We start from the raw sequence: 16,760 nt of genomic DNA, 5'->3' as shown, positions 1-16,760 counted from the left end.
CGCCGGCCTGCGTCCCGCCATCGCATCCTCCCGCCCCACCGCGCCGCGCGCCAGCCGGGGTCTGGTCCAGCTCGGCGCCTATTCCAGCGAGGCTGCCGCCCGATCCGCCTGGGCCCGGCTCAAGTCCGGCGAGGCCGCCTGGGCGCTGAACGGCCTGTCGCCCGTCTATGAGGCCGTCGAGGTCGGCGGTCGCCGCCTGACCCGGCTCAAGGTCAGCGCCCCCGCCGCCGGCGCCGCTGCGGTTTGCGCAGCCGCCGGCATCGACGATCCCTGGTGCAATCGGGTCGCCTGACCCGCGCATCCACAGCCGCCGTCCATCCTGTCGTTGACGTAACCGCGCGCGGACGCGATTCTGCGAGCCTGCGGCCGCGTGTCTGAGTCGGCGGCCGTCAAAGGGGCGTGAACATCCATGGCTGACCCTGCGGTCATTGTCGTCGGCAACGAAAAAGGCGGGGCGGGCAAGTCCACCCTCGCCATCCACATCGTCTGCGGTCTGCTGCATGCGGGCCGTCGCGTCGCCATCATCGACCTGGACCTGCGCCAGCGGTCGATGGCCAAATTCTTCGCCAACCGCGCCGCCTGGATGGCCGGCAATGATCAGGTCCTGCCGATGCCCGTCGAGCCCGACATGGGCGACGGCAAGGCCCTGGCCAAGGCGGATGAGCAGGTGCAACTGGCCCGCTTCCAGACCGCGTTCGCCCAGGCCCGCGCCGAGGCCGACGTCATCCTGATCGACACGCCCGGCGGCGACACCCTGCTGTCGCGCACCGCCCACGGCCTCGCCGACCAGATCGTCACCCCGATGAACGACAGCTTCGTCGATTTCGACCTTCTGGGTCAGATCGATCCGGTCACCCTCGAACTGCTCAAGCCCTCGATCTATTCGGAAAGCGTCTGGGAGGCGCGCAAGCACAGGGCGATCACCGAAGGGCGTCAGGCGACGATCGACTGGATCGTGGTGGTCAACCGCATGGCGGTCGCCGCCGCCCGCAACCGGCAGCGGCTGGAAGAGCGGATGGAGAAGCTGGCGCGCCGCGTCGGCTTCCGCATCGGCCCCGGCCTGCGGGACCGGGTCATCTATCGCGAGCTCTTCCCGTTCGGGCTGACCGTGGCCGATCTGTCCAATGAGGTTCGCCCGGTCGCCGTGTCTCTGGCCCATGTCGCGGCGCGGCAGGAGATGCGCAACCTGATGCTGGCCCTGGGACTGGACGGCAGCGCCCTCGACGCCTCGCTGGACGCGGCGGCGTGACCCCTTGAACCTCGCCTGGCTGGTCCTGGCGGCCGTCGCGGTCTGGGCCCTGATCCGGCTGGGCCGTCACAGCGAGCGTCGCGGCCGGGCCCAGTGGCGCGTCGCCGCCACCCTGTTCAGCGCCGTTATGCTCGGCGCCGGAGTCCTGCTGGCGTTTCGCGGCTCGTGGCTGCCCGCCGTCGGCCTGATCGGCGCCGGCCTGTGGCTGACCGTCGCCTCACGCCAGCGCGTCGTGGCCCCGCGCTCCGAAGCCATGAGCGAGGCCGAGGCCCGGTCGTTGCTCGGCGTCGCCGCCGCCGCCACGCCGCAGGAAATCAACGCCGCCTGGAAGCGGCTGATGGGCCGGGCCCACCCCGATCAGGGCGGCACGGAAGGCCTGGCTTCGCGGCTCAACGCGGCGCGAGACCGGCTGCTGAAGCGTTAGGCTTTCGCCTTCTTCGCAGCCGGTTTCTTCTTCGCCGCGGGCTTCTTCGCCGCCGCTTTCGGAGCGGCCTTCTTCGCCGCCGGCGCCTTCTTGCCCTTGGTCGGCGCCGCCGCCGCGCGGGCGGCCAGCAGCGGGATCGCCTGCTCCAGGGTCAGGTCCTCGGGCGCCGTGCCCTTGGGCAGGGTGGCGTTGATCTTGCCCGACTTCACATAGGGGCCGAAGCGGCCCGCCATGACATGCACCGGCTCGCCCGTCTCCGGGTGGGCGCCGAGATCCTTCAGCGGCGCGGTCGCCGCCCCGCGCCCGGCGAACTTGCCCGCCCGTTTCTCGGCCAGCAGCACCACCGCGCGGTTCAGGCCGATGTCGAACACCTCGTCGATGTCGGCGACATTGGCGTAGGTGCCGGCGTGCAGCACGAACGGCCCGTAGCGGCCGAGGCCGGCGGTGATCGGCTTGCCGTCCTCCGGATGGATTCCGACCTCGCGCGGCAGGGCCAGCAGGCGCAGCGCCTGTTCCAGCGCGAGCGTCGCGGGCGACCAGCCCTTGGGCAGGGATGACCGTTTCGGCTTCTCCTCGCCGGGAACCGTGGTCTCCACATAGGGACCGAACCGCCCGATCTTCAGCGCCACCGGCGCGCCGGTCGCCGGATCAACGCCCAGATCACGATCCCCGCCGTCCTCGACGCCCGTCGCGGCGCCGAAGCCGCGCGTATAGCGGCATTCGGGATAGTTGGAGCAGCCGATGAAGGAGGACTTCATCTTGAAGCTGGCCTTCAGATGCAGCCGCCCGCTCTTGCACAGGGGGCACAGGCGCGCATCCGTCCCGTCGCCCTTGTCGGGGAACAGGAAGGGCCCGATCGCCGTGTCCAGTTCGTCGATCACGCCCTGCCGCGCCGTCACCGCGTCCGTCGCCGGCTTCAGCTGACTCCAGAAGTCGCGCAGCACGACTTTCCAGTTCAGGTCCCCGGCGGAGACCTCGTCCAGGCGGGTCTCCAGCGCGGCGGTGAAGTCGTACTCGACCCACTGGGTGAAGAACTGCTCAAGGAAGGCCGTGACCAGCCGTCCGTTGTCCTCCGGAATGAACCGGTTCTTGTCCATGCGGACGTATTCGCGGTCGCGCAGGGTCGTCAGGATCGAGGCGTAGGTCGACGGCCGGCCGATGCCCAGCTCTTCCAGCTTCTTGACCAGGGTCGCTTCCGAGAAGCGCGGCGGCGGCTCGGTGAAATGCTGGTCGGTGCGGATCGCCTCGACCTTCGCCACAGCGCCTTCCTTCAGCGCGGGCAGGCGGGTGGTGTCGTCCTCGTCGTCGACGCCGTCCTTGGGCTTGTCGTCGCGTCCCTCTTCATAGACGGCGATGAAGCCGTCGAAGGCGACCACCTGGCCGGTGGCGCGCAGGCCGGTCTGGCCGTCCGGCGTCTCGACATCGACCGTCGTCCGGTCCAGCCGGGCGGACTCCATCTGGCTGGCGATCATCCGCTTCCAGATCAGTTCATACAGCCGCGACAGGTCGCCCTCGAGCCGCAGGCTGTCGGGGTGGCGGGTCAGGTTGGTCGGCCGGATGGCTTCGTGCGCCTCCTGAGCATTCTTGACCTTGGTCTTGTAATATCGAGGTTGTTCCGGAACGTAGGCCGGGCCGAACCGATCGGCGATGACCTCGCGCGCCTGGGCGATGCCCTCCGGGCTGACCGACAGGCCGTCGGTCCGCATATAGGTGATCAGGCCGCCCGTATCGTCGACGCCCTCATACAGTTTCTGCGCCGCCTGCATGGTCCGCTGGGCGGTGAAGCCCAGCTTGCGCGCGGCCTCCTGCTGCAGGGTCGAGGTGGTGAAGGGCGGCGACGGGCTGCGCTTGACCGGCTTCTTCTCGATCGACTTGATGGTGAAACTGCCGGCCTTGATCGCGTCGCGCGCGGCGTTCGCCATCGCCTCCGAAGTGATGTCCAGCCGCTGCACCCGCTTGCCGGCGTGTTTGACCAGCCGCGTCGTGAAGGGTGGACTGTCGGCGGCGAGGTCGGCCTCGACGGACCAGTATTCCTGGGGCCGGAAGGCCTCGATCTCCATCTCGCGGTCGACGACGATGCGCAGGGCGACCGACTGCACCCGTCCGGCCGAACGGGCGCCCGGCAGCTTGCGCCACAGCACCGGGGAAAGGGTGAAGCCGACCAGATAGTCCAGCGCGCGGCGGGCCAGATAGGCCTCGACCAGCTCCATATCCAGCTGGCGCGGATTGGCCATGGCCTCCAGCACCGCCGACTTTGTGATGGCGTTGAAGGTGACGCGCTCGACTGCGGTGTCCTTCAGCGCCTTCTTCTTCGTCAGTATCTCCAGCACGTGCCAGCTGATCGCCTCGCCCTCACGGTCGGGGTCGGTGGCGAGGATGACGCGGTCGGCCTTCTTGGCGGCCTCGGCGATCTCCGACATCCGCTTGGAGGCGCGGGCGTCCACTTCCCAGCTCATGGCGAAATCGTCGTCGGGCAGGACCGAGCCGTCCTTCGACGGCAGGTCGCGGACGTGACCGTAGGATGCCAGGACGGTGAAGTCCGGGCCCAGGTATTTGTTGATGGTCTTGGCCTTTGCGGGGCTCTCGACAACGACGAGGTTCATGCGGGGAGGGGGCCTTGCGCGGGCTCTGAAAGGGGGCGGAACGTGGTTGGCGCGAGCGCCGCTGTCAATCGGCGCTGGAATTCAGGGTGATCGCGCTGCGGCGAGACCGCCCGGCAGAAGCTCGGCGCGGTCCATCAGGTTGAGCTCCAGCAAGGCCGCCGCCACCGTTCCGATCGGCAGGCCCAGCGCCCGGGCCAGTTCGTCGCGCGGCGTCGGCGTGGGCGACAGCAGGGCGGCGACCCGCTCGATCACAGCCGCCTCGATCTCGTCGGGCGCGCCGTCGAAGGGATTGTCCGGCGCGGGCTCCCGCAGCGTCCGCAGGGTCGAGAAGGCCCGCTCCACATCCTCCAGCCCTTCGCACAATATGGCGCCCTGCCGCAGCAGTTCGTTCGGCCCCCGCGACCGTGGGTCCAGCGGCGATCCCGGCACGGCGAAGACATCCCGGCCCTGTTCGCCCGCCAGGCGCGCGGTGATCAGCGAACCCGACCGCAGCTCGGCCTCGACCACGATAACGCCGCGCGACAGGCCGGAGATGATCCGGTTGCGGCGCGGAAAGTCCTTGGCCTGAGCCCGCGCGCCGACCGGGCTTTCCGAGACAATGCAGCCCTGTTCGGCGATCTGCGCATAGAGGTCGGCGTTGTCCGGCGGATAGACGTCGTCCACCCCGCCGCCCAGCACGGCCACGGTCCCGGTCGGCAGGGCGCCCGTATGGGCCGCGGCGTCGATGCCCCGCGCCAGTCCTGACACCACCACATGGCCCGCCTCGCCCAGCTGTTGCGACAGGCCGCGCGCGATCCGCTGCCCGCCCGCCGAGGCGATCCGCGCGCCGACCACGGCGATACAGGGACGCGCCAGCAGGGCCGCGACGCCCCGTGTCCACAGCAGCGGCGGAGGCGGATCGACCGCAGCCAGCATATCGGGATAGTCGGGGTCGCCCAGTACGATCAGCCGGCCCCCGACCCGCTCGCCCGCCTCCAACTCGGCCTCGATCCTCTCGGCTGGCGGTATCGCGCGCCCGTGGGCGCCGCCGCGCCGGATCAGGTCGGGCAGGGCCTCGAGCGCCCGCTCCGCCGAGCCGAACCGCTCCAGCAATTGTCGAAAGGTCACCGGGCCGACCTGGTCGGTCCGCGCCAGACGCAGGCGCGCGAAACGCTCCGCGTCCGGAAGGGTCACCCCTTCTTCGCGCCGATCCGGGGTTCGGTCCCCTTCAGGATGCGGGCGATGTTCTCATGGTGCCGGATCCAGATCAGCAGCGCGGTCGCCGCCGCCAGGGCGAGGATCGGTCCCGATGCCGGCAGGCCCATCACCGGCAGCGGCAGCAGGGCGAACAGGGGCGCCATCGCCGCCGCCACGAGAGCGGCGAACGAGGACATGCGGAACAGGGCCGCCACGATCAGCCAGGTCGCTCCCGCCATCAGGCCCAGCGGCCAGGCCGCGGCCAGCAGCAGGCCGAAGAAGGTCGCCACCCCCTTGCCGCCCTTGAAGCCGAGCCAGACGGGGAACAGGTGGCCGAGGAAGGCCGCGCCGCCGGCGACGGCGGCGATGGCCGGCACGCCGGGGAACAGGGCCTGGGCGATCAGGAAGGCCGCCGCGCCCTTGCCGGCGTCGAGAATCAGGGTGGCGAAGGCCAGATCCTTGCGTCCCGTCCGCAGGACATTGGTCGCGCCGATATTGCCCGAGCCGATGCTGCGCACATCCTCGCCCGTCACAAGCCGGGTCAGGATCACGCCGAACGGGATGGAGCCCAGCAGGTATCCGCCCGCCGCTGCGAGCGCGAGCGTCCCCAAGGCCGGGCCGACCAGATCCTGCAAGTGATTCGTCCCTCTTAACGTGTGTCGTGGACGATGCGTCCGCCGACGACGGTGAGCAAGACCTTGCCCTGCAATCGGCGACCGTCGAACGGCGAGTTCTTGGACTTGGACTTCAGGGCGTCGGCGTCGATCACCACCGGCGCGCCCGGATCGAACAGAATCAGGTCCGCCGGCGCTCCGGTCACCAGCACGCCGGCATCCAGCCCCAGCAGGGTCGCCGGGCCCTGGGTCAGCGGACGCAGGATGTCGAGCAATTCCAGCCCGTCCTCATGGTGCAGGGTCAGGGCCGCGGGCAGCAAGGTCTCCAGCCCGACGGCGCCCGGCGTGGCCTCGCCGAACGGACGTCGCTTGTCCTCGGCGGGCGCCGGAGCGTGGGCCGAGGTGATGGCGTCGATCAGCCCGTCGCGCACCGCCTCGATCAGCGCCTGCCGGTCGCTCTCGGGTCGTAGTGGCGGATCCAGCCGGTAGAAGGTGCGGTAGTCGCCGATGTCGATCTCGTTGAAGCACAGGTGGTTGATCGACACCGAGGCGGCGACCTCCAGCCCTTTCGCCCGGGCCCGCGCCAGCGTCTCCAGCGCCCCCTCGGTCGAGATCTGGTCGACCAGGAACCTCGCGCCGGTCTGTTCGACCAGCGCCAGATCGCGCTCCAGCTGGATGCGTTCGGCGATAGCCGGCGCCGAGGCCAGCCCCAGCCGCGTGGCCAGTTCCCCGCTGGTGGCCACCGCCCCCTCGCTCAGCCACGGATCGGCCGGTCGGCAGGAAATCAGGGCGTTGAAGGCGGCCGCGTAGCTCATCACCCGCTGCAGGGTGCGGGTGTTGGCGATGACCCGGTCCACGTCGGTGAAATAGAGCGCGCCCGCCTCGTCCATCAGGCCGATCTCGGCCATGCGGACGCCGTCGCGGGCTTTCGTCGCCGCGCCCGCCGCGCGGACGTTGACCAGTCCCAGCGCGGCGCCGCGCCGAAGGATGAAGTCGATCATCGCCGGATCGTCGATGGCCGGGTCGGTGTCCGGCTGGATGACGATGGTGGTCACCCCGCCCGCCGCCGCCGACAGGCTGGCCGACTTCAGCGTCTCCTTGGGCTCGGCCCCCGGCTCGCCGGTCTTGACCCGGATATCGATCAGCCCCGGCGAAAGGCACAGGCCGCCGGCGTCGATGACCGTCACCCCCGCCGGCGCGACCGCCCCGCCGCCGTGCACCACCTCGGTGATCCGGCCGTCCTCGACCAGCACCGCGCCGGGACCGTCATAGTCGGAGGACGGGTCCAGAAGCCGGGCGTTCAGGATGGCGATGGTGCCCATCACGAGTCCCCGTCCAGTCGCGCCGACAAAGCTGCCAGCACCGCCATCCGCGCCGCCACGCCCATCTCCACCTGGTCCTGGATCAGCGACACCGTCAGATCGTCGGCCACATCGGAATCAATCTCGACCCCGCGGTTCATCGGCCCCGGATGCATCACCTTGGCTCCGGCGTTGGCCCAGGACAGCTTCTCGCGGTCCAGGCCCCAGAAGCGGAAATATTCGCGGGTCGAGGGCACCAGCGCCCCCTCCATCCGCTCCAGCTGCAGCCGCAGCATCATCACGACGTCGCAGCCTCTCAGGCCCTCGCGCATGTCGTGGAACACCTCGCAGCCCCAGCGGTCGGCGTCGCCGGGCACCAGGGTCGGCGGCCCGATCAGCCGCACCCGCGCGCCCATCATCGACAGCATCGAGACATTGGACCGCGCCACGCGGCTGTGGGCGATGTCGCCGCAGATGGCGACGGTCAGCCCGCCGACGTCCCCGAAGGCCCGGCGCAGGCTCAACAGGTCCAGCAGGGCCTGGGTCGGATGCTCATGCCGTCCGTCCCCGGCGTTGACCACGGCGCAGCCGACCTTCTGCGACAGCAGGGCCGCCGCGCCCGAGGCCCCATGGCGCACCACCAGCACGTCCGGCTTCATGGCGTTCAGCGTCGCCGCCGTATCGATCAGGGTCTCGCCCTTGGCCGTCGATGAGGTCCGGGGCGACAGCGCCGTCACGTCGGCGCCCAGCCGCTTGGCCGCGATCTCGAACGAGGCGCTGGTGCGGGTCGAATTCTCGAAGAACAGGTTCATGACCGTGCGCCCGCGCATCAGGTCCAGCGACTTCGAGGATTGGCGGTTGAAGTCGACGAAGGCGTCGGCCAGATCCAGCAACGGCGGGGTGGTCGCGGCGTTCAGATCGCCGGCGGACAGGAAATGGCTGTGCGGGAACGGCGCCAGCCGCTCGAGAATCAGATCGGTGAGTGCGGCGGGCTGGCTCATCGAGGCCCGCCTATAGGGCCGCGCGCGCCGGAACGGAAGCCGCCCATGTTCAGATCCTGTGTTCAGATGTAGCCGAACAGCGCCAGCAGGATCGGGATGGTGAAGGCGCTGACCACCGTGGTCAGGGCCACGACCCCCGCCATCAGGGGCGCGTCGCCCCCCATCTGCCGCGCCATGACATAGGAGGCCGCCGCCCCCGGCGAGGCGCCCGCCAGCAGGGCCAGCCCCTGGGCCATCCGGTCCCCGCCCAGCGCCCCTGTCAGCCAGTACATGCCCAGCGGCAGGGCGATCAGCTTGATCGCCGTCACCGTCAGCATCAGCACCGGCCGCGACGCCGCATAGCGGAAGCTCAGCCCCGCTCCGGCCGTGATCAGCCCCAGGGCGATCGCCCCCGGACCCATCAGGTCGAAGACGCCCATCACCAGCTCGGGCTTCGGCACGCCCGTCAGATTGAGCGCCGCCCCGATCCCGCAGGCCCAGATTATGGGATTGCGCAGCAGCGACGACAGCGCCAGCCGCCAGCCGCCGCCCTGACCCGCGCCCCATCGCGCCAGCACCAGCACGCAGACCACGTTCAGCGCCGGCGCCAGCACCCCGAAGGCCACCGCCGCGACGCCCAGCCCGCGCTCGCCGAAGATCGCCCCGGCCACCGGCAGGAAGACGAAGCCGTTCCAGCGGATCACGCCCTGGAAGACGCTGGTGAAGGCCGGGTCGCTGATTCTCAGCATCGGCTTGGCGAGGACCGTCAGCAGGGCCACCGTCAGGGCGACCGCCACCGTGGCCGCCGCCACCGGCCCGGCCGCGCCGCCCGCGAAGTCCGCGCGCCACACCGCCGGGATCAGGAAAGCCGGATAGAAGGCGAAATAGGTCAGCCGCTCGACCGCCCGCCAGCCGTCGTCATCGAGGAACGACCGCCACTTCAGCCCCCAGCCGAGCGCGATCATGGCGAAGACCGGCACGACGCCGGTGAGCAGGGCGCTCACGCCCGCAACCGGTCCAGCGCGCCCTGCAGGATCCAGGCGGCGGCGGTGCGGTCCACCACATTGGCGCGCCGCTTGCGGTTCAGGTCCAGCTCCTCGATCAGGAACCGTTCGACCGCGCTGGTCGACAGCCGCTCGTCCTGGAAGGCGCAGGGCACGGCGCGGATGCGCTGCAGGTTTCGCGCGAAGGCCCGGCACGACTGCGCCCGCGGCCCCTCGGACCCGTCCATGTTCAGCGGCAGGCCGATCACCAGCCCCGACGCCTTGCGCCCGTCCATCAGCTTCAGCACCGCGTGGGCGTCGTCGGTGAATTTGGTCTTGCGGATCAGCGACAGCGGACTGGCGATCATCCGCGTGACATCGGACGCGGCCACGCCGATGGTCTTCTCGCCCAGATCCAGCCCCAGCCAGGGCGTGCCCGGCGGGGTGGAGGCGGCGAGGTCTTCGAGCGATAGAACTGTCACGGCTTGGCGGTAGGACTGGCGAGCGGCCCTGTCAAAGTGCAAGCTGGGCCATCGTTGATGGGAGAGCCTCCGATGAAGCCTGTCACCTTTCTCGCCGCCGTGCTCGGACTGACCGCCTGCGACGCGCAGGTCGAGAGCCGCAAGGCGGCCGTGCCCGCCGAACAGGCGGCGCCGGCGCCGACCGCCCCGCTGACCGCCGCCGGTCCCGCTGCGACGGTCCAGCCTGACCCGGCGGAGAACCAGCAGTGGGCCGCCGCCGTGGTCGAACTGACCCCGCTGACGCGTCAGGGCGACCGCACCGTCAAACTGTTCGGCACGGCCGGCGGCGATCCGGCCATGAACGGCCTCTACACCCACGTCGCCTTCTTCGACTCCCCGGCCGAGGGCTGGCGCGTCTTCCGCATCGGCGACTTCCTCGACTATCGGGTCCTGTCCGAGTCGCCGGGCCGCGTCGATCTCGAGATCAACGAGAGCACCATGGACGAGGCTTCGGGCGATATCGGCAGTCAGACGCGACGCGTCATCGTCGGCTGGGCCCTGGCGACCGACGGCTCGGCTCCGGCCACTGTGACGGTCACGCCCGCGCAATAGCGAAAAGCGTCAGAATCCTTGTGAATCCGGGGCCGGGCCGCTAATCCCGCCCGTTCTGGTTTCGCATTTGGAGGGCCGCATGGCCATCGACGCCGCGACCGTGCGCCGCGTGGCGCACCTCGCCCGCATCAAGACCCCGGAAGACCGGCTCGAGCCGCTCGCCGCGGAGCTGAACGGCATCCTCGCCTGGATCGAACAGCTCAATGAGGTCGACGTCACGGGCGTCGAGCCCATGACCTCCAATGTCGCCCAGCCCATGCGCCTGCGCGACGACGTCGTCACCGACGGAAACAAGGTCGCCGACGTGCTCGGCAACGCCCCGCGCTCCGCCGACGGCTTCTTCGTCGTGCCCAAGGTGGTCGAGTAGGATGTCTGATCTAACCCAACTCACCCTCAGGGCCGCCCTCGACGGCCTCAAGGCCCGCGACTTCTCCTCGGAAGAGATCACCCGCGCCTTCGTCGCCAATATCGACGCCGCCAACCCGCGCCTGAACGCCTTCGTCGTCCAGACCACGGACAAGGCCCTCGCCATGGCCCGCGCCTCCGACGCCCGGCTGGCGAAGGGGGAGGGCCGCGCCCTCGAAGGCGCGCCGCTGGGCATCAAGGACCTGTTCTGCACCGACGGCGTCCAGACCACGGCCGGCTCCAACATGCTGCGCGGCTTCGTCCCGCCGTATGAGTCCACCGTCACCGCCAACCTGTGGCGCGACGGGGCGGTCATGCTGGGCAAGCTCAACATGGACGAGTTCGCCATGGGCTCGTCCAACGAAACCAGCGCCTTCGGTCCGGTCGTCAACCCATGGAAGTCCAGCGCCTCCAACGCCGACCTGACTCCGGGCGGCAGCTCCGGCGGCTCGGCCTCGGCTGTGGCCGGCGACCTCTGCCTGGCCGCCACCGCCTCGGACACCGGCGGCTCGATCCGCCAGCCCGCCGCCTTCACCGGCACGGTCGGCATGAAGCCCACCTATGGCCGCGCCAGCCGCTTCGGCATGGTCGCCTTCGCCAGCTCGCTGGACCAGGCCGGCCCGATCACGAAGACCGTCGAGGACGCCGCCATCCTGCTGCGCTCGATGTGCTCGTATGATGCGAAGGACGCGACCAGCCTCGATGTAGAGACGCCCGACTGGACCCAATCCCTCGGCAAGTCGGTCAAGGGCCTGCGCATCGGCGTGCCGAAGGAATACGTCGTCGACGGCATGCCTGCCGAGATCCAGGCGCTGTGGGATCAGGGCATCGAATGGCTCAAGGCCGCGGGCTGCGAGATCGTGCCTATCAGCCTGCCGCACACCAAATACGCCCTGCCGGCCTATTACATCATCGCCCCGGCCGAGGCCTCGTCCAACCTCGCCCGCTACGACGGCATGCGTTTCGGCCACCGCGCCGAGGGGACGACGTCCCTGACCGACCTCTACGAGACCAGCCGCGCCGAGGGCTTCGGCAAGGAGGTCCAGCGCCGCCTGACCATCGGGGCCTATGTCCTCTCAGCCGGCTTCTACGACGCCTACTACGTCCGCGCGCTCAAGGTCCGCCGCCGCATCGCCATGGATTTCGACGCCGTCTGGGACAAGGTCGACGCCATCGTCACCCCGTCCACCCCTTCGGCCGCGTTTGCCTTGGGCGACAAGCAGATCGACCCGCTGCAGATGTATCTGAACGACATCTTCACCGTCACCGCCAACCTCGCCGGCCTGCCGGGCATCTCCGTCCCCGCCGGCCTCGACAAGGGCGGCCTGCCCCTCGGCCTCCAGGTCATCGGCAAGGCGCTGGACGAGGCGACGGTGTTCCAGGTCGCCAGCGCGCTGGAAGATGCGGCGGGGTTTGTGGCGAAGCCGGAGAAATGGTGGTGAGCATGACCGACAACACCAAACTCATCCAGGGCCGCACCGGCCCGTGGGAAATCGTCATGGGGCTGGAGATCCACGCCCAGGTGGCGTCGAAGGCCAAGCTGTTCTCGGGCGCCGCCGTCGGCTTCGGCGCCGGCCCGAACGAGCAGGTGTCGCTGGTCGACGCCGGCTTCCCGGGCATGCTGCCAACCCTGAACAAATACTGTGTCGAACAGGCCGTCCGCACCGGTCTCGGCCTCAATGCGCAGATCAACCGGCGCAGCCAGTTCGACCGGAAGAACTATTTCTACCCCGACCTGCCCACCGGCTATCAGATCAGCCAGCTCTACTTCCCCATCGTCGGCGAGGGTGTCGTCGAGGTGGAGGCCGAGGACGGCTCCTTCTTCAACGTCGGCATCGAACGCCTGCATCTGGAACAGGACGCGGGCAAGCTGATCCACGACCTGTCGCCGACCGAATCCTACGTCGACCTGAACCGCGCCGGCACCGCCCTGATGGAGATCGTGTCGCGTCCGGACATCCGTTCTCCCGAAGAAGCCGTGGCTTATGTCAAGAAGATCAGAACCATTCTGATCTACCTCGGCACCTGCGACGGCGACATGGAGAAGGGCAATCTGCGCGCCGACGTCAACGTCTCGGTCTGCCGCGAGGGCCAGTACGCCAAATACAAGGCGACCGGCGACTTCAGCCATCTGGGCACGCGCTGCGAGATCAAGAACGTCAACTCGTTCCGCTTCATCTCCCAGGCCATCAACTACGAGGCCCGGCGCCAGATCGAGATTCTCGAGGACGGCGGCAAGATCGATCAGGAGACCCGCCTTTACGACCCGACGGCCGGCGAGACCCGTTCGATGCGCTCCAAGGAAGAGGCGATGGACTATCGCTACTTCCCCGATCCTGACCTGCTGCCGCTCGAGCTGGAACAGGCGTGGATCGACGACATCAAGGCCAGCCTGCCCGAACTGCCCGACGCCAAACGCCGCCGGCTGATGGCCGACTACGGCCTGTCGCAATACGACGCCGTGGTGCTGATCTCGGAACAGGCCAAGGCCGACTATTTCGAAGCGGCCGCCAAGGGTCGCGACGCCAAACTGGTGTCCAACTGGGTGACCAATGAGGTCTCCGCCCGTCTGGCCGCCGACGGCAAGGACTTCAGCGAGAACCCGCTGCCGGCCGCCCACGTCGCCCAGCTGGTCGAGCTGATCGAGACCAATGTCATCTCCTCGAAGATCGCCAAGCAAGTCTTTGACCTGGTCTGGTCCGGCGAAGGCAGCCCGGCCGAGGTGGTCGAGAAGCACGGCCTGAAGCAGGTCACCGACACCGGCGCGATCGAAAAGGCCATCGACGAGATCATCGCCGCCAACCCCGACAAGGCCGCCGGCGTCGCCGAAAAGCCCCAGTCCCTCGGCTGGTTCGTCGGCCAGGTGATGAAGGCCACCGGCGGCAAGGCCAACCCGGCCGCGGTCAATGACATCCTGAAGGCGAAGCTGGGGCTCTGAGTCTCCTCCCCACGCAGTGGGGAGGGGGACCGGCCGAAGCCGAAGGCGAAGGATGGTGGAGGAGAGGCCGCGCCGCCGTTCTACCCCTCCGTCACGGCGCGAAGCCGCGCCGCGCCACCTCCCCATCGCTTCGCGACAGGGAGGAGACACGCGGCGTCACTCAAACAGCTCCCCGCTCTCTTCAGCCCCCTCCACAACCTCCCGCGCCAGCGCCCTTGTCACCGGCCGGTGCATCGCGTCCAGCCGCTCGACCACGTCCGCCGCCGCCGCCGCCGAACGGTCGATCCTCCGCAGCAGATAGGGGATGACGTCCTTCTGCGGCCGGATGCCCCGTTCCGCGAACCGGGCCTCCAGCATGGCGGTCAGGACGGCGTCGTCGGGGGCCTCCATCGGTATGCTGATGACGGCGTCCAGCCGCGAGCGCAGGTCGGGCAGGGCGACGTCCCAGCTCGACGGCGCCGACCGCGCCACCAGCAGCAGGGCGCCCCCCGGGGCCTGGGCCAGGTTGATCAGGTGGAAGAGGGTCTCGTCGTCGACGTCCCGGGCCCGGTCCAGCAACAGGGGGCGACCCTCCAGCTCCAGCGGATCGATCAGCGCCGCCTCGGCCCCGTGCAGGGCCACCGCCCCGACCCGCTCGGCCCAGATCTGGGCCAGCCGGCTCTTGCCGCAGCCCGCCGGGCCGCAGATGGCCATGGCCCCGCCGATCAGGTTCGGCCAGTCGCCCAGCGCCTCGACCGCCGCCCGGTTGCAGTCGGACACGACAAAGCCCTCCGCCCCATCGGGCAGGTCGCTCTGCAGCGGCAGTCGCATCTGGTCGGCGGGCGAGGGGCGGGCGGTCATTGAGCCCCTCATAGCAGACGCGGAACGGGACGGCTCGCCCGCCCGTGGACAAGCTTGCGCGCCTGTGGACGCGCGGACTGTCTTCCCACCCCCGATCATCTGCGCCTTCCCGACCCCAAATCCGGCATTCCCGACCCAGGCGTCGCGCCTGGCGCCGCCCGAATCCCGCCTGCGTCCGTTCCTGACGCAGGGTTGGGCTAGCCTCGGTCGACCGACAGCGCGGGGAAGGGGGCCAATGTATCGACAAGACAGCTTTTCGGGATTTTACGGCGGCTGGCGCCTTTTGACCCCTGTCAGGCCCGCAAACCTTGACTTTCCGGGGCGATGATGCGCCCTTCCGGCCTCCCGAATTGCGCCCCTCGCGGCCTGTAATCCAAGACGAACCGACCATGCACGCCTACCGCTCCCACACCTGCGGCGCCCTCCGTTTGACCGATGCCGGCGCCAATGTCCGCCTGTCCGGCTGGGTGCACCGCAAGCGCGACCACGGCGGCCTGCTGTTCATCGACCTGCGCGACCACTACGGCCTGACCCAGCTGGTGCTGCACCCGGAGACGCCGGGCTTCGAGGCTGTCGAACGCCTGCGCGCCGAGAGCGTCATCCGCGTCGACGGCGAGGTCGTGGCCCGCGAGGCCTCGGTGGTGAACCCCAACCTGCCGACCGGCGAGATCGAACTGCGCGTCACCGGCGTCGAGGTCCTGTCCGAGGCCGCCGAACTGCCGCTGCCGGTCTTCGGCGAGCCCGAATACCCCGAGGACATCCGCCTCAAGCACCGCTACCTCGATCTGCGCCGCGAGACCCTGCACAAGAACATCGTCCTGCGCTCGAAGGTGATCTCCTCGATCCGCCAGCGCATGGTCGGCCAGGGCTTCCTCGAGTACCAGACGCCGATCCTGACGGCCTCTTCGCCTGAAGGCGCGCGCGATTTCCTGGTGCCGTCCCGTCTGCATCCGGGCAAATTCTACGCCCTGCCGCAGGCCCCGCAGCAGTTCAAACAGCTGCTCATGGTCTCGGGCTTCGACCGCTATTTCCAGATCGCGCCGTGCTTCCGCGACGAGGACCTGCGCGCCGACCGTTCGCTGGAATTCTACCAGCTCGACGTCGAGATGAGCTTCGTCACCCAGGAGGACGTCTTCGCCGCCATCGAGCCCGTCATGCATGGCGTGTTCGAGGAGTTCGCCGACGGCAAGACGGTCGACCCCTATCCCTTCGTCCGCATCCCCTACCGGGAGAGCATCAGCCTGTTCGGCACCGACAAGCCGGACCTGCGCAACCCGATCGAGATGCAGGACGTCTCGGACCATTTCCGCGACGGCGGTTTCGGCCTGTTCAACAAGATCCTCGCCGGTGACGCGAAGAACGCCGTCTGGGCCATTCCGGCCCCGACCGGCGGCTCGCGCGCCTTCTGCGACCGGATGAACAGCTGGGCCCAGGGCGAGGGCCAGCCGGGCCTCGGCTACATCTTCTGGTCCGAGGACCAGGGCGCCTGGGGCGGCCCGATCGCCAAGAACCTCGGCGCCGAGGCGACCGACGCCCTGATGAAGTCCCTGGCCATGGGCAAGGGCGACGCCGCCTTCTTCGCCGCCGGCGACCCGTCCGTCTTCTACAAATTCGCCGGAAACGCCCGCACCAAGCTGGGCCAGGACCTCAACCTGATCTCGGACGACGAGTTCAAATTCTGCTGGATCGTCGACTTCCCGATGTTCGAGTGGAGCGAGGAAGAGAAGAAGGTCGACTTCTCGCACAACCCCTTCTCGATGCCGCAGGGCGAGATGGAGGCCCTCACGACGAAGGACCCGCTCGACATCCTCGCCTACCAGTATGACATCGTCTGCAACGGCTATGAGCTGTGCTCCGGCGCGATCCGGAACCACAAGGCCGAGATCATGCTCAAGGCCTTCGAGATCGCCGGCTACGACGCCTCGGTGGTCGAAGACCAGTTCGGCGGCATGCTGAACGCCTTCCGCTACGGCGCGCCTCCGCACGGCGGCCTCGCCCCCGGCATCGACCGCATCGTCATGCTGCTGGCCAACCAGACGGCCATCCGCGAGGTCATCGCCTTCCCGCTGAACCAGCAGGGCCAGGATCTGTTGATGAGCGCGCCGTCGGACGCGGCCGAGCGTCAGTACAAGGAGCTGCACATCCGTGCAGCCTTGCCGCTCAAGACCTGACGG

16 protein-coding genes are annotated in these 16,760 nt (G+C 69.3%); 8 read left to right on the top strand and 8 right to left on the bottom strand.

The features are described 5' to 3' along the window. The 3 genes from QQJ79_RS08535 to QQJ79_RS08525 form a co-directional block, all read left to right on the top strand. A partial coding sequence (locus QQJ79_RS08535) for an SPOR domain-containing protein (RefSeq protein ID WP_284222506.1) occupies nucleotides 1-292 on the top strand: 292 nt, incomplete at its 5' end. Between the two features lie 117 nt (nucleotides 293-409). Further along, the gene (locus QQJ79_RS08530; protein ID WP_284222505.1) at nucleotides 410-1,249 is read left to right on the top strand and encodes a division plane positioning ATPase MipZ; all 840 of its coding nucleotides are present in this window, start codon (nucleotides 410-412) and stop codon (nucleotides 1,247-1,249) included. A gap of 4 nt (nucleotides 1,250-1,253) precedes the next feature. Beyond that, nucleotides 1,254-1,673 (top strand): J domain-containing protein, encoded by a 420-nt coding sequence (locus QQJ79_RS08525; RefSeq protein ID WP_284222504.1) that lies wholly within the window; start codon nucleotides 1,254-1,256, stop codon nucleotides 1,671-1,673. Here the strand turns inward: QQJ79_RS08525 and topA are convergent. The 7 genes from topA to ruvX all read right to left on the bottom strand — a co-directional run bounded on the left by topA (nucleotide 1,670) and on the right by ruvX (nucleotide 9,812). Then, the gene (gene topA, locus QQJ79_RS08520; RefSeq protein ID WP_284222503.1) at nucleotides 1,670-4,276 is read right to left on the bottom strand and encodes a type I DNA topoisomerase; all 2,607 of its coding nucleotides are present in this window, start codon (nucleotides 4,274-4,276) and stop codon (nucleotides 1,670-1,672) included. The genes QQJ79_RS08525 and topA overlap by 4 nt on opposite strands. Before the next feature lie 81 nt (nucleotides 4,277-4,357). Further along, nucleotides 4,358-5,449 carry a DNA-processing protein DprA gene (dprA, locus tag QQJ79_RS08515; protein ID WP_284222502.1) on the bottom strand — a complete coding sequence of 364 codons (1,092 nt, stop codon included), beginning with the start codon at nucleotides 5,447-5,449 and terminating at the stop codon, nucleotides 4,358-4,360. Continuing rightward, nucleotides 5,446-6,087 (bottom strand): glycerol-3-phosphate 1-O-acyltransferase PlsY, encoded by a 642-nt coding sequence (gene plsY / locus QQJ79_RS08510; protein WP_284222501.1) that lies wholly within the window; start codon nucleotides 6,085-6,087, stop codon nucleotides 5,446-5,448. Before plsY ends, dprA begins: the two co-directional genes overlap by 4 nt. Before the next feature lie 14 nt (nucleotides 6,088-6,101). Continuing rightward, entirely contained in the window at nucleotides 6,102-7,388 is a 1,287-nt protein-coding gene (pyrC, locus tag QQJ79_RS08505) for a dihydroorotase (RefSeq protein WP_284222500.1), read from the bottom strand. After that, nucleotides 7,388-8,368: an aspartate carbamoyltransferase catalytic subunit gene (locus QQJ79_RS08500; RefSeq protein WP_284222499.1), complete on the bottom strand. Its 981-nt coding sequence runs from the start codon at nucleotides 8,366-8,368 to the stop codon at nucleotides 7,388-7,390. The genes pyrC and QQJ79_RS08500 overlap by 1 nt, the downstream gene beginning before the upstream one ends. Nucleotides 8,369-8,430: 62 nt before the next feature. Beyond that, nucleotides 8,431-9,351 carry an AEC family transporter gene (locus QQJ79_RS08495; protein ID WP_284222498.1) on the bottom strand — a complete coding sequence of 307 codons (921 nt, stop codon included), beginning with the start codon at nucleotides 9,349-9,351 and terminating at the stop codon, nucleotides 8,431-8,433. Beyond that, nucleotides 9,348-9,812, bottom strand: a complete 465-nt coding sequence (gene ruvX, locus QQJ79_RS08490) for a Holliday junction resolvase RuvX (RefSeq protein ID WP_284222497.1) — start codon at nucleotides 9,810-9,812, stop codon at nucleotides 9,348-9,350. Before ruvX ends, QQJ79_RS08495 begins: the two co-directional genes overlap by 4 nt. Before the next feature lie 72 nt (nucleotides 9,813-9,884). Here ruvX and QQJ79_RS08485 point away from each other — a divergent pair, with 72 nt between their 5' ends. From QQJ79_RS08485 to gatB, 4 genes are all read left to right on the top strand, one after another. Next, nucleotides 9,885-10,403 carry a hypothetical protein gene (locus tag QQJ79_RS08485; RefSeq protein ID WP_284222496.1) on the top strand — a complete coding sequence of 173 codons (519 nt, stop codon included), beginning with the start codon at nucleotides 9,885-9,887 and terminating at the stop codon, nucleotides 10,401-10,403. Nucleotides 10,404-10,482: 79 nt separating this feature from the next. After that, nucleotides 10,483-10,770, top strand: a complete 288-nt coding sequence (gene gatC / locus QQJ79_RS08480) for an Asp-tRNA(Asn)/Glu-tRNA(Gln) amidotransferase subunit GatC (protein WP_284222495.1) — start codon at nucleotides 10,483-10,485, stop codon at nucleotides 10,768-10,770. A 1-nt stretch (nucleotide 10,771) separates the two neighbouring features. Beyond that, nucleotides 10,772-12,250 (top strand): Asp-tRNA(Asn)/Glu-tRNA(Gln) amidotransferase subunit GatA, encoded by a 1,479-nt coding sequence (gatA, locus tag QQJ79_RS08475; protein WP_284222494.1) that lies wholly within the window; start codon nucleotides 10,772-10,774, stop codon nucleotides 12,248-12,250. A 2-nt stretch (nucleotides 12,251-12,252) separates the two neighbouring features. Continuing rightward, nucleotides 12,253-13,746 carry an Asp-tRNA(Asn)/Glu-tRNA(Gln) amidotransferase subunit GatB gene (gene gatB, locus QQJ79_RS08470; protein WP_284222493.1) on the top strand — a complete coding sequence of 498 codons (1,494 nt, stop codon included), beginning with the start codon at nucleotides 12,253-12,255 and terminating at the stop codon, nucleotides 13,744-13,746. Between the two features lie 156 nt (nucleotides 13,747-13,902). On the opposite strand, the gene QQJ79_RS08465 is transcribed toward gatB, so the two are convergent. Further along, nucleotides 13,903-14,586, bottom strand: a complete 684-nt coding sequence (locus tag QQJ79_RS08465) for a P-loop NTPase family protein (RefSeq protein WP_284222492.1) — start codon at nucleotides 14,584-14,586, stop codon at nucleotides 13,903-13,905. 389 nt (nucleotides 14,587-14,975) lie between these two features. Between QQJ79_RS08465 and aspS the strand changes: the two genes are divergently transcribed. Beyond that, the gene (gene aspS, locus QQJ79_RS08460; RefSeq protein ID WP_284222491.1) at nucleotides 14,976-16,757 is read left to right on the top strand and encodes an aspartate--tRNA ligase; all 1,782 of its coding nucleotides are present in this window, start codon (nucleotides 14,976-14,978) and stop codon (nucleotides 16,755-16,757) included. Nucleotides 16,758-16,760: the final 3 nt, after the last annotated feature.

The sequence above is a fragment of the Brevundimonas denitrificans genome (genome assembly GCF_030160755.1).
GTDB classification, from domain to species: domain Bacteria; phylum Pseudomonadota; class Alphaproteobacteria; order Caulobacterales; family Caulobacteraceae; genus Brevundimonas; species Brevundimonas denitrificans.
This window is presented reverse-complemented; position numbering and strand designations above follow the sequence as displayed.

Excerpts from the sequence above, each read along its gene's own strand:
- QQJ79_RS08530 (WP_284222505.1), top strand. The coding sequence starts at position 410 with ATGGCTGACCCTGCGGTCATTGTCGTCGGCAACGAAAAAGGCGGGGCG.
- topA (WP_284222503.1), bottom strand. The coding sequence starts at position 4,276 with ATGAACCTCGTCGTTGTCGAGAGCCCCGCAAAGGCCAAGACCATCAAC.
- pyrC (WP_284222500.1), bottom strand. The coding sequence starts at position 7,388 with ATGGGCACCATCGCCATCCTGAACGCCCGGCTTCTGGACCCGTCCTCC.
- QQJ79_RS08500 (WP_284222499.1), bottom strand. The coding sequence starts at position 8,368 with ATGAGCCAGCCCGCCGCACTCACCGATCTGATTCTCGAGCGGCTGGCG.
- QQJ79_RS08485 (WP_284222496.1), top strand. The coding sequence starts at position 9,885 with ATGAAGCCTGTCACCTTTCTCGCCGCCGTGCTCGGACTGACCGCCTGC.
- gatC (WP_284222495.1), top strand. The coding sequence starts at position 10,483 with ATGGCCATCGACGCCGCGACCGTGCGCCGCGTGGCGCACCTCGCCCGC.
- gatA (WP_284222494.1), top strand. The coding sequence starts at position 10,772 with ATGTCTGATCTAACCCAACTCACCCTCAGGGCCGCCCTCGACGGCCTC.
- gatB (WP_284222493.1), top strand. The coding sequence starts at position 12,253 with ATGACCGACAACACCAAACTCATCCAGGGCCGCACCGGCCCGTGGGAA.
- QQJ79_RS08465 (WP_284222492.1), bottom strand. The coding sequence starts at position 14,586 with ATGACCGCCCGCCCCTCGCCCGCCGACCAGATGCGACTGCCGCTGCAG.
- aspS (WP_284222491.1), top strand. The coding sequence starts at position 14,976 with ATGCACGCCTACCGCTCCCACACCTGCGGCGCCCTCCGTTTGACCGAT.